Consider the following 16,944-nt stretch of genomic DNA (forward strand, 5'->3'; position numbering starts at 1 on the left):
ATAGAGAAAGCCTTCTGAAAGTTCGCATTTCTTGATATTACCACAGAGATTGCAAGTCCCATAGTCCACACCAAGAGCTAAGATGATGTTTCCTTCCCAATCATCGGCCTCGTCTTCTTCCATAGCAGGGCGTTCTTTCTGTATGAAAGTCTGATAGAGGTCATATATCTCTTGCAACTCTTCTTGTTTTCCCACAATGTGGTAGCGTACTTTTATATTATGCATTTGGGATGCAAAGATAGCTAAATCTGATTCCATGTCTTGTCAATCGATTTCACTACTGTCCAATAAAAAAGGGCAATTCGATCTTTGAAACAGTTGAATTATAGTCTTTTATGCAGTATTTTGCAATGAAACGGACTTGATTTTGTACAATAGTTCGTTAATAATTCAATAATGTGCTAAGCAGCTATACGCTGTAAGCACGAGAGATCTTTGAAAATCTTGCTAATTAAAGTTCGGTTCGGGATGTACCCGCATGCTTTAAAAATTCGTCTCACCAGATAAATGTTGGTCATCAGTGACTTGAATGAAGACATAGAATATTCCATTCCCATCTCCTTCATAGTTACCTTGGCAACATTTAGTGATGTGAACGAAGCATTGAAAGCAAAATCGAGTTTCCACTTATCGCGAGCCTGGCAGTCCATAAGACCAGTATAGCCTTTGGCGTCACGAAAGCAAAATTCGATCTGAAACCTGGTTCTATAATAAAGAAGTACCTCTTCACCCGAAAGTGAGGTGTCTGTAGAGAAGAATAGTTTCTTCTTGCCATTCGGCATCTGCCAGATGACAAGTCTAACTTTACACTTGAGTGCCTTGGAATAGGCAATCAAAGTATAAGCTGTTCCTTCTATATCTTTCATCTCCATCTTCTCCATTCGAGTGAGGTCAAGATTCTTCATATCAATCTTGCCATCCTTGGTCTTGGGGCGATCACGTTTTCCAGTACGTGGACCAGTATAGACATAAAAGAGACAAGCATTGTCACGAAAGCGGCTTATCAAAGAGAAACCTTCTTTCTTTATCCCATTAACAAATGTACTTGTAGAGAAGTAAGCATCTGCAACTATGAGGGTTGAGAGTTTAAGAAGTTCCTTGCGGTAACGCTTAATGACGCTGATATAGAAATCTACCATAGTCTTGTTTCTAAGACTCAGTTCTTTATTATTTAGCGACTGGTGGGCTCTTAACATCATGCAGTCTTTGGTATCAATATCAATGAGTCCAATACCCATGATTTCGAGACCATGTTTAACAGACTGAGCACATCCTGACCAAAAACGACCGATATGTGGTGTTTTCTTGCCAGCTTTACTGATGTAGCTGGGACCAATGGCAATAGCCCATCTTCCCTGTTTACCCAAGAAGCGCTTGGCAAGTGAGACATTAAGTTTGAGCCAATCAATGCACTTCGACTTTTTCAAGCCGAATGCGTTGCGATAGGTTTGCTCAACATGCAAGCCATACCTCCCCATTTGGGTGAAATTTATCTTTCTTGGTATTACCATGAACAAAATTATCACCTCGATGAGTATTTTCTCGAAACTTTTTGTTATCTTTGCAGCTGAATCTTCAACTGCATCTTTAAAGATATCCATATATTGGTCAAGTCCTGTATTCATGTAATATTGTATTTGTCGTGATCTACAAAGTTACTGAAAATCAGCGACTTGACCAACTTTTTACAGTTAAGTTTTCATAAGCATTTCTTAATATAAGTTATTGATTTACAGACGATTAAATATTAATTTAACGCAGTATTGATTAATAAAGAATATACTACCGCTGATATATGCGCAACAAATTGTGACGCTTGTGATTCATTTCCCTTGAAATCCTTAACAAATACAGCTAAGGTATAGCAGACCTTATTAGGCAGACATATATAGGCTACATCATTCTGAGCTGCAAGAATACCATTTTCATTGACATAACCAGAACCTGTCTTATGTGCTATTACAACCCCTTCTTTATCAAGAAGTGGAGCTACTATCCTATCTATACCTGTTTTACATTCTTTCAATGCATTCTTAATGAAATCTTGTTTCTCATTACTGATAAGACTTTCTGTAAACAAACGATTCATCAACATTGCAGCACCAAGAGGAGATGTGTAATTAGAGTAAGCTTTGTCATGGTCAGCGGACATTTCCTCTTCTGTATAAGCTATCTGAAAACTCGAACGTGGTATGAGTTTCGCTATAAAACTGTCTGTTTGTGCAGTATTGAGCATATTCTTAAACATGATATTGCTTGCATTATTGTCGCTCTGGGAAAGAGTATAGCGCAACAGATCTCTTACTGTCAACGATATAACTGGTGCTGAATAATCTTTCATCATAGGGCTCCATGTCTTTGGATCAAGTTTTTCCCTATTTATCTTTACCAAGGTATCAAGGGAAAGGCCTTTTTTGTCAAAATCATTGCAAAGAGCTAATGCCTGATGAACCTTAAATACACTCATCATAGGATAAATGCTTTTATTATTAACACTAACCGTATCTGTGTTATTAATAATAACCGCCACACCAATTTCACCAGGACAAGCCGAGACAATCTGAGAAATGCTATCAGTCAAAACATCTGTTAATGGAGGATTCGCGCTACCTTTTGTAGCTGATTTATGGGACAATGAGAACACCAAGATGAAGATGCAAACTAAAGCTATACACAAAACTACGATTTTCTTTTTTCTGTTTTTTTTCATGTTCCTTAATTCCGCAACACTATAGTTTAATATTATTTATAAGTGCCTGAGCAACAAAAAGTTGCCCAGGATTTTGCCATGTCAGAATTTTCACTTACCTTAGTGTTGCGAAAAGAAGACAAGCAAAACTCTAATATGACATGGCAAAGATACAAATTAAATCAGAGAAACTCACTCCTTTTGGGGGAATTTTTTCGATTATGGAGCAATTTGATGCTCTTTTAGCTCAAACCATAGATTCCACCTTGGGATTGAGATGCACTATGTTTGGTTATCAATATAGCGAGATTCTACGCTCTCTGATGTGCGTATATCTTTGTGGTGGCTCATGTATTGAGGATGTTACAACTCACCTGATGAAACATTTGTCTCTTCATCCAACTCTTCGCACTTGCAGCGCAGACACCATATTACGTGCTATCGAAGAACTGACTTTTAAGAGCATCACCTATAAGTCTGCTTCTGGCAAATCCTATGATTTCAATACTGCAGACAAGATGAACTGCTTACTGGTCAATGCCCTGCTTGCTACTGGTCAATTGAAATCCGGTCAAGAGTATGATTTTGACTTTGACCATCAGTTCATTGAAACAGAGAAGTATGATGCAAAACCAACCTACAAGAAGTTCTTGGGCTATAGTCCAGGGGTGGCAGTCATTAACGACATGATTGTCGGTATTGAAAATAGAGACGGTAACACAAACGTGCGCTTCAACCAAAGAGAGACTTTGGAAAGAATCTTCAAGCGATTGGAGGCTTCGGAAATATATATTTCTCGTGCCCGCATGGATTGCGGCTCATGTTCGGAGGAAATCGTAGATATGGTAGAGGCTCATTGCAGGCATTTTTATATTCGTGCCAACAGATGCTCTTCTTTCTACGATTCCATGTTTGCCTTAACTGGATGGAAAACTGTTGAAATCAACGGTATTGAGTTTGAGTTGAATTCTATCCTTGTTGAGAAATGGAAAGGAAAACCGTATCGTCTTGTCATACAGAGACAAAGGCGAATAGATGGATACCTTGACATTTGGGAAGGCGAATATACCTACAGATGTATACTGACTAACGATTACAAGTCGAGTGCAAGAGACATCGTGGAATTCTACAATCTTCGTGGTGGCAAGGAACGCATCTTCGATGACATGAACAATGGCTTTGGCTGGAATCGATTGCCAAAATCGTTCATGGCACAGAATACTGTATTCCTGCTTATGACAGCTCTCATCAGAAACTTCTACAAAGCTATTATGCAGAGATTGAAAACCCATGAATTTGGATTGCGTGCCACCAGCAGAATCAAGACCTTTGTTTTCAAGTTCATCTCTGTTCCTGCGAAATGGATTAAGACATCACGTAGGCATGTATTGAACATTTACTCAGACAACAATGCTTATGCCAACCTGTTCAAGACAGACTTTGGTTAAAGACCATGCTTTTCTGGTTAAACCAGCGTATTACCTCAAGTCGCTTTATGGGGTAAGGGGATTTTGTGTCTGCGACATTTCTGTTATGCAAGAAATATGTACAATAAAATGAATTTTGTCGCTTTGCAAGCAAAATCCCACTAAACCCTATAGGTTGCGGATTTGAGGTAAAGAAGGTTACACAAAAGAACAAATAGCGAAACTTATGTTTATAAATGGTCGTCATCGTAAGACTTCTGACTATTCTCTATATTGGCGAGCCGGAAACTCCATTGTCGTGCAGGTCTTGTCCGCAGTCTTTACTGCAATAATCAAGCAGTATCCAGATTCATTCGGAGAATTTGCCTGTATGTCTCCTAAAGAGTGAAAAACTGCCACGAAAAAAGAGTATCAACGTCGATATTATGCCAGTCATAAGGAAGAACTACAACGCAAGAGCTGTGAGTACCACAGACAGCTAAGAGTGAATAAGAATAAGTGATTGTGGAAAATGTTTGCAAAGTTTTCTACATAAAAAAAGTTAATTTAATCAGTGGTATGTTACGCATATCGCTGATTTTTTGTATTTTTGCACCATTAAAGAAAGAAAACGATATGGCAGAAATAGCAAACCGTATATACGAGACAAGTGAAGGGCAGATTCTCTTCATCTCAGACTTCTCTGACATCAATGATAATGAGAAGGTGGTAAGTCGTGCACTTTCTGTAGAAGAAAAAAAGGGAAATATAGTTCGATTAGCTAATGGGGTTTATCTTCGCCCTAAGAATACCCGATTTGGGATAGTCTATCCATCAATAGATGAAATGGTGATGGCTATAGCCCAGCGAGATAAGGTACAAATACAACCTTCAGGAGTTACAGCGCTCAACAAACTTGGACTCTCAACACAGGTGCCTACAAAATATACTTATCTGACATCGGGAAGTGGAAGAGTCTTGACTCTTGGAAATCGGACTATAGAGTTGAAGAGAAGTGTTCCTAAGAACTTTGCTTTTCAGACAGTGTTGGCAGCGCTTCTTGTACAAGCTCTTAGAACATTAGGACAAAAGAATGTAGGTAATCAAGAACTCTCTACCATAAGAAAATTGGTCAATGAAGAGGAACATAAAGACTTGTTTGTACAAGATCTTACTCTCATGCCAGTATGGATGAGAAAGCTGATAACTGATATAATAGATAAAAACGAGCATTATGACACTTTGGTTAAATCACACAATAGATGAACGAATAGCAATGTTGCAACGTGCGGAAGAGAAGTTTCGTATTAATCAGGTTGCAATTGAAAAGGACTGGTGGGTAACTGTGGTGCTCAACGCTCTTTTCAAATGTTCATGTGCAGATCAACTTATCTTTAAGGGAGGTACAAGTCTCAGTAAAGGATGGAATTTGATAGAAAGATTCAGTGAGGATATAGACTTATCTGTAAACCATGAATTCTTTGGTATAGAGAAGACGACAAAGAATCAGCGTGAAAAACTTCGCAAGAAGGCACGTAGGTATTTTCTTGATACAGTTTCTGCAGAGTTGGATGAAAATCTAAAGAAACTTGGTGTGGAAGGATACCATATAGAAAATGTAGTAGAGGAATTTGATGAGGATGGTAAGGCAAGTCCCGTTGCAAGTGATAAGGATCCGTCTGTCATTCTCGTTCATTATGAGTCTATGCTTGGTCATACGATAGAGTATATTCCGCCAAGAGTAAAGATAGAGATTAGTTGCTTGTCTATGAACGAGCCTACGGAAGACCGTTTGATTTCATCATATATTGAGCAGACTTTCCCTGGAGAAGATGAGGCGGCTACAGCTACTATAAGGACAGTTTTGCCTACACGAACATTCCTGGAGAAGGCATTCTTGCTATGTGAGGAGTTTCAGAAACAGTCTCCTCGTTATGTCCGAATGTCTAGGCATCTTTATGATCTAGAACGTTTGATGGATACAGAATTTGGCAAACAAGCCCTGCAGAATATGGACTTGTATGAGCGTATTGTTAAGCATCGTTCCATATACTATGCTGTAGGGTATGTAGATTATTCTAAGTTGATGCCGAGCGAGATTGATTTTGTTCCTAGGCAAGAGTTAATGAAGGATTGGGAGGGTGATTATGCAGAGATGTGTAACCACTTTATCTATGGTCAGACTTTATCTTTCGAAAAACTTTTAGAGCGAATCAAGGAGTTGCAAGATAGGTTTAGAAAAGCCTTTTAGCGACTTTTACTCCTTAATAAAATGTTCAATAAAAAAGTTAGAAGGCTATAAGTGTTTGGTATTCAGCCCTAATATTCCTCTGGAATGATGACGAGTATTAATCTCGATGATAGGGCTGCTCTCTTATAAGAGGGTAGCCTTTTTCATCTTTTGTTTCTTGCTTATATATAATAATGTGTAAGAAATTCCGTTATCTTATTGTGTTGAAAAGATTTATCATTATATGGATTCTGCTAGTGGGGGTGCTCGAAGTGAGGGCACAGTATGATCCTTCCTTCAGTCATTATTTTGACATGGAACCATCATTCAATCCTGCTGCTGTGGGTAAGCAGTCGAAACTTAATGTTACGGCGGCCTACGCACTTGATATGGCTGGATTCGAACATAACCCCCGTACCTTTCAGGTGGCGGCTGACATGCCTTTCTTCCTGTTCAATCACAGGCATGGAGTAGGCTTATCGTTACAGAATGACCAGATTGGTCTTTTTACTCATCAGCGGCTGGCTTTACAGTATGCTTTGCAGAATAAACTCCTGGGTGGAATGCTGAGCGTGGGTGTGCAAGGAGGTATGCTGAGTGAGAAGTTTGATGGTAGCAAGGTGGATTTGGGAGAAAGTGGTGACCCAGCCTTTTCTACTTCAGACGTAAATGGAAGCGGAATGGATTTGAGTCTGGGTCTGTATTATCAGCATAAGGCTTGGTATGTTGGACTTTCTGCCCAGCATCTTACATCGCCTACGATTAATCTAGGTGAGACCAACGAATTGAAAATAGATGCCACATATTATTTGACTGGTGGATACAATATTCGACTGAGAAATCCGTTCTTAACAATAAAGCCGTCTGTTCTTGTTACAACAGATGGTGCCACATGGCGAGGCGACCTGACAGGAAGATTGGTTTACCAATATGAGAAACGGATGTTGTATGGTGGAGTAACCTACAGTCCGGACAGATCGGTAACCATGCTGGTAGGCGGTAGTTTTCATGGGGTAGTGCTTGGTTACAGTTACGAGGTATATACCTCCAAACTCAGTGCCGGAAATGGCAGTCATGAACTCTTTGTAGGGTATCAGACCGATATCAACCTGACCAAGAAAGGCAGAAACCGCCATCAGAGCGTCAGAATATTATAATGTAAATAGAAATAAGAACATAGTAGAATCATAAAACAATGAAGAAAAGTATATTGCTCCTTAGTGCATTCGCTATATTGCTCACCTTGAGCGGCTGCTTCGGTGCCAAGCAAGCTTCTGTTGCAGGCAGAGGTGGCGAGGTGGTTGGCGTGAGCGGTAGAAGCTTTGTAGAGCCAGCCCCTTATGGTATGGTAAAGATAAACCGTGGCTTCCTGAAAATGGGAATGGAGACCCAAGACTCACTCTGGGGAATGAAAACACCACGCAAGGATGTGTCGGTGGATGGATTCTGGATGGATGATACCGAAATCACCAATTCAGAATATAAGCAGTTTGTGGCTTATGTGCGCGATTCTATTCTTCGTACCCGTCTGGCTGATCCTGCTTATGGAGGCGACGAGACTTACATGATTACTGAAGATAAGAATGGCGATCCGGTTACACCTCATGTAAACTGGAAGAAAGCGCTGCCTAAGAAACCTAATGAGGATGAGCAGAGAGCTTTTGAAAGTTTGTATGAAACCAATCCGGTTACAGGAGAAAAACTCATCGACTGGCGCCAGCTCAACTATAAATACGAAATCTATGATTATACAGCTGCGGCTCAGCGTAAGTTCCGTCTTAATCCCCAGGAACGTACCTTCAACACCGATGTGAAGATAAATCCGGACGAGGTGGTGATGATTTCAAAAGATACCGCTTATTATGATGATGAGGGTAGAGTGGTGCGTGAGACCATCAACCGTCCGCTTTCAGGACCATGGGACTTCCTGAATACCTATATCGTGAATGTTTATCCTGACACTACCTGTTGGGTAAACGACTTCAGAAATGCAGAGAATGAAACCTATCTGAGAAGTTATTTCAGCAATCCTGCGTATAATGACTATCCGGTAGTAGGTGTTACCTGGGAACAGGCAAATGCCTTCTGCGCCTGGAGAACAGACTATCTTTTGAAGGGCTTAGGTCCTGAAGCAAGATTTGTGCAGCGTTACCGTCTGCCAACCGAGGCAGAATGGGAATATGCTGCAAGAGGCAAGAACCAGAATGAATTTCCTTGGGACAATGCGGATGTAAAGAACGGGGATGGCTGTTTTTACGCCAATTTCAAACCAGACAGGGGCAACTATACCAAAGACGGCAACCTGATAACCAGCAAGGTGGCTATCTATTCGCCAAATTCTAATGGACTTTACGATATGGCTGGTAATGTGGCAGAGTGGACAAGTACCGTTTATACAGAGGCGGGTGTTGACGCAATGAGCGATTTTAACCCAACTTTACAGTATAATGCTGCCATAGAAGATCCTTACCGTTTGAAGAAGAAGAGTGTAAGAGGTGGTTCCTGGAAAGACCCTGAGTCGTTTATCCGTTCGGCATGGCGCACTTTCGAGTACCAGAATCAGCCTCGCTCATACATCGGATTCCGTTGCGTGAGAAGTCTTGCTACTACGGCAAGCGGAAAACAGAAACCATTGAAGAATAAGAATAGGAGATAAATAATATGAGCTATTATAGCAAATTCAATATCGTATACCGCTTGCAGAAGTGGATGGATAGTGTGCCGGGTCAGACATTCCTTAACTATGCTTACAGTTGGGGTGCCTCTATCGTAATCGCTGGTACCCTCTTTAAGTTGACCCATCTTCCTGGTGCCAATTTCATGCTTTTCTTAGGTATGGGAACCGAGATTTTCGTGTTCTTCCTTTCTGCTTTCGACCGTCCTTTCGACAAGACTGCCGAAGGTAGAGACTTGCCTACCCATGCTACAGAGGAGTATCTGGAAGGAAAGGTGTCGGCTGAAGAAATGATGACTGCCAAGAATCGTTCTGAAACCATTCAACCTCAGGTTGCTTCTCCTGTCTCTCCTGTAATGACTGCTGCGCCAGAACTGACTCCACTTAATCCTGAGGTGGTGGAAGTTCAGAACAGCTACGTAGAACAGTTGAAGAGCCTGGTAGAAACCTTGAGTAAGGTAAACGAACAGAGTAGCCGACTGACTCGTGACAGCGAGGAGATGGAGAATCTGAACCGTACCTTGACAGGTATCAGCAGGGTATACGAGATGCAGCTGAAAAGTGCCAGCCAGCAGATTGGTACCATTGACCAGATCAATGAGCAGACCAAGATGATGGCAAAGCAGATAGAACAGTTGAACAAGATTTATACCCGTATGATTGATGCCATGACCATCAATATGCGTGTGGCGGCTCCTCATGTAACAAGTGAAGAGTAAAGACGAAGAAAATAAATAGAATCAAGCAAATTTATATCCATGGCAATCAAGAAAAGACCGGTTTCGCCTCGCCAGAAGATGATTAACCTGATGTATGTCATCCTGATGGCTATGTTGGCGCTGAATACTCCTACAGATGAGGAATTCGGTGTCAAAGGCAAGTCTATTGTCGAGAAAATCAAGAAAAGTCTTGCCGATGATGGGAAGAAATCGGATGAGGAGAAGAAAAATATAGATTTGGTAGAACTGAATGTGAATGAACTCGATGCATTCGTTATTCCAGAGAAAACAACCCTCTATGCCGGTGAACGTTTCAATTCGCATGTGGTGATGGCTGCAATAGACAGTACACAGCGCCCGGAAATCTATGTGAATGGTAGTAGGCTGAATGCCGAGAATGGCAGATACAGTTTTGTGGCAGGTGGCGTAGGTGAGCATCAGTTTGGCGGTTACATTCTGATGAGAGGCAAGAATGGCGAGATGATGCGACGCAATTTCGTTCAGAAATATACCGTATTGCCTGTTCCTAACACTGCTACCGTTGCTGCCGACCTGATGAATGTGCTCTATGCAGGCTATGCCAATCCTATCAGTATCAGCGTTCCTGGTGTTCCGGCAAATGCTATCTCTGCAACCATGACAGGCGGTTCTTTCGTGGCTAAGGGTAATGGTCATTTTGTAGCTACACCTTCAGCGGTGGGTAAGGATGTTACCATCCATGTGACAGCCCGCGATAAGGGCCAGGTGAGAAGTCTGCCTCCATTCGTATTCCATGTAAGAAAACTTCCTGACCCAACAGCTTATATCGCGATGGGTACAGATAGATTTAGAGGTGGTGCTCTATCGAAAGGTGCTCTGATGGGTGCTCCTGGCATTCATGCAGCCATAGATGACGGACTCCTTGATATTCCGTTCAAGGTACTGGGCTTCGAAACCGTATTCTTCGATAATATGGGCAATGCCATACCTTTGGCTTCGGCGGGTTCCAATTTCTCAGAACGACAGCGCGAAGAGTTCAGAAAACTGTCTAGAAGCCGTCGCTTCTATATCTCGCATATCAAGGCTGTAGGTCCTGATGGAATTACCCGAAATCTGCCGGCAGCAATGGAAGTTATCGTCAGGTAAGTGAAGAGTTCAACGGCTTTACTTAGCATAAAGTTCAAAGTTCAATGTTCAAAGTTCAATGTAATGAAAAAGATATTATTCATATTCATGCTTTTGGGAATGGTGCAGAGCATCATGGCACAGCCAGCGGCTCGCAGAAAGCAGGCTCAGCAAAAGGCACAACAGTCGAATGCTGACAATATGACCTTGCGTGCCAAACTTTATTTCCCTACAGCCATCCCGATGGATGAGGACGTGGTTTGGAGAAGAGACATCTATCGTGAACTCAATCTCACAGATGATGCCAATGCTGCCTTGTATTATCCTGTAGAGCCAACAGATGGTAAGATGAATCTCTTTACCTATATCTTTAAACTGATGTTTACGGGTAGAGTGCCTGTTTATCAGTATCGTATGGATGGTAATGAAGATTTTTCTGCCGCCAACCGTCTTACTCCGAAAGCATTCGTAGATAATTATCATATCTACTACGAGAAGACTGATAATGGAAAGGTGCATATTGATGACAGCGATATTCCGTCAGCAGAAGTGAAGTCGTACTATGTGAAGGAGACTTCTTATTATGACCAGAAAACAGCTTCTTTCCATACCAAGGTATTGGCTTTGTGCCCTATCATGACCCGTAATGATGATTTTGGAGATGTAGGAAACAAGTATCCGCTCTTCTGGGTGAAGTATGATGATCTGGCTCCGTTCCTGGCTAAGCAGCAGCTGATGACCAGTAATGTGAACAATGCTGCTGTGATGAGTGCAGAAGATTATTTTACCAAGAATCTGTATCAGGGTAAAATCTACAAGACCAATAATATGCAGGGCAATACCCTGGCACAGTACTGTCCTTCGGATACAGCCATGGCGAAGGAACAGAAACGCATAGAGGCTGAGTTGGAAGCCTTTGAGAAGAATATCTGGGGTAATCAGGCTCGGAAGGATTCTCTTGACAGTATTGCCAAGGCAGAAAAGAATATGGATGCCAAGACTCTGAAGAAAAGCCGTAACAGAAGAAGTGGTTCTGCATCTAAACCAGCTAAGACTTCTACTGTTAAAAAACGCAGATCAGGAGGAAGCAATGTTTCTTCTGGTGGCTCTGCTAGGGTAACGGTTCGTAGAGAGCGTCATTAATTTATATAAGAATTAAAGTAAATATAGAATGAAGAAAGTTTTATCAGTATTAATGGTTGTAGCAGCCATGATGTTTGCTACAAATGCTAATGCCCAGATTAAGTTTGGTTTGAAGGGCGGTTTGGATGTTACTAACATGTCTTTGAGTAACGATGTATTTGATGCATCTAACAAGACAGGTTTCTTTGTTGGTCCAATGGTAAAGGTTACTATCCCTATTGTTGGCTTGAGTTTTGATGCTGCTGCCTTGTACGATCAGAAGGAAGCTAAGGTGTCTGTAAATGATGCAGAGACAACGATGACTCAGAAATCTCTTAATATCCCAGTAAACGTACGTTATGGCTTCGGCTTGAGCAGCTTGGCTAATGTTTTCGTCTTCGCTGGTCCACAGTGGGGTATCAACGTTGGTGACAAGAACTTCGAGTGGGATAAATCAGGCTGCTATTCTCTGAAGAAAACAAACTTCAGTGTAAACGTAGGTTTGGGTGTTACCCTGCTGAGCCATCTCCAGCTCTCTGCGAACTATAACATCGCTTGCGGTAAGACTGCAGATGTTACCTGGAAGGAAACAAGCGATAAGATTGTGAATGGTAACAGTAAGAATAACAGTTGGCAGATCGCTTTGGGTTATTGGTTCTAATCTTGTAAAAGAACAGGACAGATTATGGGTGAGAACATCGTATGGTCTCGCCTAGTACATCTTAAAATATATAAAAGCAGGTATCCGATGATGGGTATCTGCTTTTTTTTTGCTAACTTTGCAAGTCGAAAGCCTGAATGATGGATATTTCAAGGTTAAAGAAGATTAGATATGAAATATGTAGATGTGATATTACCCCTTCCGCTCGACGGAACCTTTACTTATTCTGTCCCTGATGGGATGGAAGGGAAAGTTGTGCCTGGGGTACGCTTGCTGGTTCCTCTTGGTAAAAGTAAGAAATATATCGCAATGGCTACCCGGCTGCATGATGATAAGCCTGCATTCTCCTGCAAACCTGTCGAGGCGGTACTTGACAATACCCCTTCGCTGTTGCCTCAGCAGATGAGATTGTGGCAATGGATTGGCTATTATTATATGGCTCCGTTAGGCGATGTCTATAATGCTGCTATGCCCGGTGGACTGAAGTCTACAGAGAAATTCAAGCCCAAGATGGAACTCTATGTAGAACTTGCCAGTACGTACCGTAGTGAGCAGGCACTTCATGTAGCGCTCAACCTGGTGCAGAGAGCCTTGAAGCAAGCCAAAACTTTAACCACCTTTCTGAGTCTCTCGCATTGGGACAGTCTTGATGGAGATACGCCTAGAGAAGGCATAAAAAAAGTGACCAAGGAAGAACTGATGAATGAGAGCCATTGTACGGCTGCTGTTGTCAAGGCACTTATCGACAGGGGAATTCTCTTTACTTATGAATTGGAAATAGGACGATTGAATACGAATGGAGAATCTCATCTTGACTTGATTAAACCTCTCTCCTTGGCTCAGCAAGATGCCTATAATGGAATCCTGATGCAAATGATGAAAAAGGATGTTGTATTGCTTCATGGTGTGACATCCAGCGGAAAGACGGAAATCTACATTCATCTTATCAGAAAAGCCATTGAGGAGCATAAGCAGGTGCTCTATCTTCTGCCGGAAATCGCTCTGACCGTACAAATCATGGAGCGCCTTCATAGAGTTTTCGGCGACCGGCTGGGCATCTACCATTCTAAATATAGTGATGCTGAGCGTGTAGAAATCTGGCAGAAACAACTCTCTGATCATCCCTATGATGTAATTCTGGGTGCAAGAAGTGCCGTCTTCCTGCCTTTTAAGAATTTGGGACTCGTCATCATAGACGAAGAGCACGAGACTTCCTTCAAACAACAGGATCCCGCTCCGCGCTACCATGCCAGAAGTGCTGGCATAGTGCTTGCCAAGATGTATGGGGCAAAGACATTATTGGGTACGGCTACGCCTTCGATGGAGAGTTATTATAATGCGCAGCAAGGTAAGTATGGACTGGTAGAGCTGAAAACAAGATACAAAGGTATTCAGTTGCCGGAAATTCAGGTGGTAGATGTAAAAGACTTGCGCCACCGTAAGATGATGAGCGGTCCTTTCTCTCCACAGCTTTTGGCTGCAGTAAGAGAGGCTTTGAAGAATGGGCAACAGGCAATCCTCTTTCAGAATCGTCGTGGTTTTGCGCCGATGGTTGAATGTAAGGTATGTGGTTGGGTGCCGAAATGTAAAAACTGTGATGTCTCGCTTACGTTACACAAAAGCATTAACCTGCTGACTTGCCATTATTGTGGTTACACTTATCCGGTTCCTACAGAATGTCCTAACTGTGGCAGTACGGAAATCATGGGACGTGGTTTTGGTACCGAGAAGATAGAAGACCAGATAGCGGAAATCTTTCCGGAAGCCAAGATTGCCAGAATGGATTTGGATACAACACGTACACGAAATGCCTACGAACGTCTTATCGCAGACTTCTCTGAAGGCAGAACGAATCTTCTCATAGGTACGCAAATGGTTTCTAAGGGTCTCGATTTCGATAAGGTGAGTGTAGTAGGCATCCTGAATGCTGATTCGATGCTCAACTATCCCGATTTCCGCGCCTACGAGCATGCTTTTATGATGATGGCACAGGTGAGTGGTAGAGCTGGAAGAAAAGGTAAGCGTGGCTTGGTGATTCTACAGACCAAGAATCCTAACTTGCCTGTAATTGGCCAGGTGGTTCATAATGATTATGCAGGCTTGTATCAGGGTATCCTGGAGGAGAGAAGAAATTTTCATTATCCACCTTTCTATCACCTGATTAATGTGTATGTAAAACATAAATATGATAAGGTATGCGAACAGGCTAGCCATGAGCTCAGCAAAACGCTGAGAAGCTGGTTTGGCGAGCGTGTGTTGGGACCGGATAAACCTGCTGTGGCAAGGGTTAAGACGATGAACATCCGAAAGATTGTTATCAAACTGGAAAATGGTATTGACCAGCAGAAGGTAAGAGAATATCTGAAGTTTGCTCAACAGCAGATGGGAAAGGATCCGAGATATGGAGCTCTGCAGATTTATTATGATGTAGACCCATTGTAGTCTCCTGCCCCTCCTTTTCTCTGGCAGAATGGAAGAAAATAAGATTGGTAAATAAAATGAAAAAGGCTATCCGTTACTTGTTGCAAGAACGGGTAGCCTTTTAATTATGATATTTGTAGTTATGTTTAGAAGTTGATGTCAAGACCTACTGCGAATACGTTGTTGTTACGTGTGTAGTCAGAACTGTAGGTCTTTCCTATTAGTTCTACATTCTCTGAGGTCTTCTTGTGCTGATAGAAGGTGTGGAAGTAAGCCACGTTCAAGTCCATCTTCTTATTGATGTGGTATACACCACCAACTGCTACAGAGTTTGAACTGACAACGAATGATTTGTCGTCCATGTATTCATCGCTCAAGCCATAGTTGGTATTCTGCCAGCCAGTACTCAAGGTAATCTTCTTGTTTACGTCTACCTCTACACCTGCGTTGTATTCCAATGTACCACGCTTTAACTTCTCCTGTCGGTTGTTGTAAGATGTAGCGTGCTTGTCATCGAACCAGTGGAAACCAACGTTTACGCGTACTGCATTTACAGGGCTGTAACCTACACCGAGTGCCAGATAAGCAGGAATATCACCAGCAATCTTCTTGCCATCCTCATATTCACCGATAGCCTCTTCGAGCTCTGTGTCGAACTGGGTCTTCAAGCCTAACATTGTAGCTCCTACTGTTGGGTCAGTTAATACAGCATTAGCCTTATTTTCTGCCTGTTGCTTGGCCTGCTCAAGTGTAAGACCTGCCTGCTGATATTTTGCAGTCAGTATGCCTGTCATCTGATTGGAAAGGTTGGCAGGCAAGTTACCGATACTTGGAGCCTGGTTTACAGACTTGTTCTTCAGGCGAATACGGGTTTTGAACTCGTATTTTGCAGAGAAGTTCCAACGGCCAGTCTTGTAATCTACACCGATGATAGGCGTAAAGCCTACACCACTTTGATCGCAGCTCAACTCAATGTTGGCAGCATTTTCCTTGGTAGGGTCGAGAACCTTGTACAGAGGCATGTTGCCTACCTTGATGTTTTCAACATATCCATAGTAGTTTGTTGAAGCATAAACGCCACGCACGCCTGCAAATGCGCTGAAGTTGTCGCAGAATTTATATGCAGCACCTACAGAGAGACCGTAATAGTACTGACGTCCATGCATATAGCTATTGTAACTATATTCGCCTTTCTGACCGAAAGCTTGGTCGGTTGTAAACATTTGCATTCCTGGCTGTCCAAGTGTGTTGCCCAATACGTTGTCAACAGTTCTTGCCAAACCGCAAGCAGCCATTGCTGTCTCTGCTACGATCTTCTCGAAAGAGCCAAGACCATTATCGAAGGTACACTTGCCACCGCCACCTGTGAGGGCGAAGCTAGCCTGAAGTGACCATCTACCTTTATTATAAGCATACTGGAATGAAGGGATGACAGGCGCAAAAGCCTCACCCTTGAAAGTACGAGGAGTAATAGGATTGTTCACATTGTTGGTGAACAGAGCATAATCATTTTCAATGCTACGTGTCTGGTAAGCCAACTGCCAGTTGATGGCGAGGTGGTGACCTTCACCCATGAATACAACTCCGGCTGGATTATAATAAACACCGTCGATACCAATTGAAGCCTCACGGCTCATCATTCTGTTGAATGCTACATGTTGATTGGTGTTGGTGAGCAAACCGCCTGCAAAAGATGGGGTTGCACAAGCCATCGCAATGGCCAAACCAACTAATTTTAGTTTCTTCATCTTAATAATATTAAATAAAAACGTCCGCAAAGGTAATTATAATGTTCTATTTCGCTATAGTTTCCTTGAAATATTTAAAGCATATTAACGCAAAAAGCCCTTTCTCTTGCACAGATTTAAAAAACTGTGCAAGAAAAAGGGCTTTTATTGGTTATGTTTTACCTTTTTGT

At 42.2% G+C, this 16,944-nt stretch carries 13 protein-coding genes and 1 pseudogene (1 of these 14 running past the window's edge); 10 read left to right on the forward strand and 4 right to left on the reverse strand.

All coding sequences use genetic code 11. From position 1 onward, the window contains the following. From ONT18_RS14415 to ONT18_RS14425, 3 genes are all read right to left on the reverse strand, one after another. A protein-coding gene (locus ONT18_RS14415; RefSeq protein ID WP_147347302.1) for a hypothetical protein crosses the window boundary here: on the reverse strand, positions 1-258 show its 5' portion. The gene continues 186 nt to the left of window position 1, outside the view; the window shows 258 of its 444 coding nt (coding positions 1-258); the start codon lies at positions 256-258; the stop codon falls past the left edge of the window. A gap of 143 nt (positions 259-401) precedes the next feature. After that, positions 402-1,625, reverse strand: a complete 1,224-nt coding sequence (locus ONT18_RS14420) for a transposase (RefSeq protein WP_264906353.1) — start codon at positions 1,623-1,625, stop codon at positions 402-404. Positions 1,626-1,747: 122 nt separating this feature from the next. Next, positions 1,748-2,710 carry a CfxA family broad-spectrum class A beta-lactamase gene (locus tag ONT18_RS14425; protein ID WP_264906355.1) on the reverse strand — a complete coding sequence of 321 codons (963 nt, stop codon included), beginning with the start codon at positions 2,708-2,710 and terminating at the stop codon, positions 1,748-1,750. A gap of 140 nt (positions 2,711-2,850) precedes the next feature. Here ONT18_RS14425 and ONT18_RS14430 point away from each other — a divergent pair, with 140 nt between their 5' ends. The 10 genes and pseudogenes from ONT18_RS14430 to priA all read left to right on the forward strand — a co-directional run bounded on the left by ONT18_RS14430 (position 2,851) and on the right by priA (position 15,047). After that, complete coding sequence (locus ONT18_RS14430; protein WP_264903518.1) at positions 2,851-4,137, forward strand: IS1380 family transposase; 1,287 nt, start codon at positions 2,851-2,853, stop codon at positions 4,135-4,137. A 594-nt stretch (positions 4,138-4,731) separates the two neighbouring features. Continuing rightward, complete coding sequence (locus ONT18_RS14435; protein ID WP_089543958.1) at positions 4,732-5,361, forward strand: DUF6088 family protein; 630 nt, start codon at positions 4,732-4,734, stop codon at positions 5,359-5,361. Positions 5,362-5,371: 10 nt separating this feature from the next. Next, complete coding sequence (locus ONT18_RS14440; RefSeq protein WP_334639162.1) at positions 5,372-6,346, forward strand: nucleotidyl transferase AbiEii/AbiGii toxin family protein; 975 nt, start codon at positions 5,372-5,374, stop codon at positions 6,344-6,346. 173 nt (positions 6,347-6,519) lie between these two features. Next, on the forward strand, positions 6,520-7,482 hold the full coding sequence (locus ONT18_RS14445; protein ID WP_264906358.1) for a PorP/SprF family type IX secretion system membrane protein: 963 nt from the start codon (positions 6,520-6,522) through the stop codon (positions 7,480-7,482). Positions 7,483-7,520: 38 nt separating this feature from the next. Next, on the forward strand, positions 7,521-8,981 hold the full coding sequence (locus ONT18_RS14450) for an SUMF1/EgtB/PvdO family nonheme iron enzyme (protein WP_119237483.1): 1,461 nt from the start codon (positions 7,521-7,523) through the stop codon (positions 8,979-8,981). A gap of 5 nt (positions 8,982-8,986) precedes the next feature. Further along, complete coding sequence (gene gldL, locus ONT18_RS14455; RefSeq protein WP_022120530.1) at positions 8,987-9,718, forward strand: gliding motility protein GldL; 732 nt, start codon at positions 8,987-8,989, stop codon at positions 9,716-9,718. Positions 9,719-9,946: 228 nt separating this feature from the next. Beyond that, positions 9,947-10,843 (forward strand): annotated as a pseudogene (gene gldM / locus ONT18_RS14460) (gliding motility protein GldM); the annotation flags it as partial. 63 nt (positions 10,844-10,906) lie between these two features. Next, a complete protein-coding gene (gldN, locus tag ONT18_RS14465; protein ID WP_264906364.1) occupies positions 10,907-11,965 on the forward strand; it encodes a gliding motility protein GldN in 1,059 nt (352 codons plus the stop codon). A 28-nt stretch (positions 11,966-11,993) separates the two neighbouring features. After that, on the forward strand, positions 11,994-12,605 hold the full coding sequence (locus ONT18_RS14470; protein ID WP_264906366.1) for a porin family protein: 612 nt from the start codon (positions 11,994-11,996) through the stop codon (positions 12,603-12,605). A gap of 171 nt (positions 12,606-12,776) precedes the next feature. Further along, the gene (priA, locus tag ONT18_RS14475) at positions 12,777-15,047 is read left to right on the forward strand and encodes a replication restart helicase PriA (RefSeq protein ID WP_264906368.1); all 2,271 of its coding nucleotides are present in this window, start codon (positions 12,777-12,779) and stop codon (positions 15,045-15,047) included. A 125-nt stretch (positions 15,048-15,172) separates the two neighbouring features. Here priA and ONT18_RS14480 read toward each other — a convergent pair whose 3' ends face one another. Then, positions 15,173-16,774: an OmpP1/FadL family transporter gene (locus ONT18_RS14480; RefSeq protein ID WP_264906370.1), complete on the reverse strand. Its 1,602-nt coding sequence runs from the start codon at positions 16,772-16,774 to the stop codon at positions 15,173-15,175. Between the last annotated feature and the right edge of the window lie 170 nt (positions 16,775-16,944).

It is taken from the genome of Segatella copri, assembly GCF_026015295.1.
Taxonomy (GTDB): domain Bacteria; phylum Bacteroidota; class Bacteroidia; order Bacteroidales; family Bacteroidaceae; genus Prevotella; species Prevotella copri_C.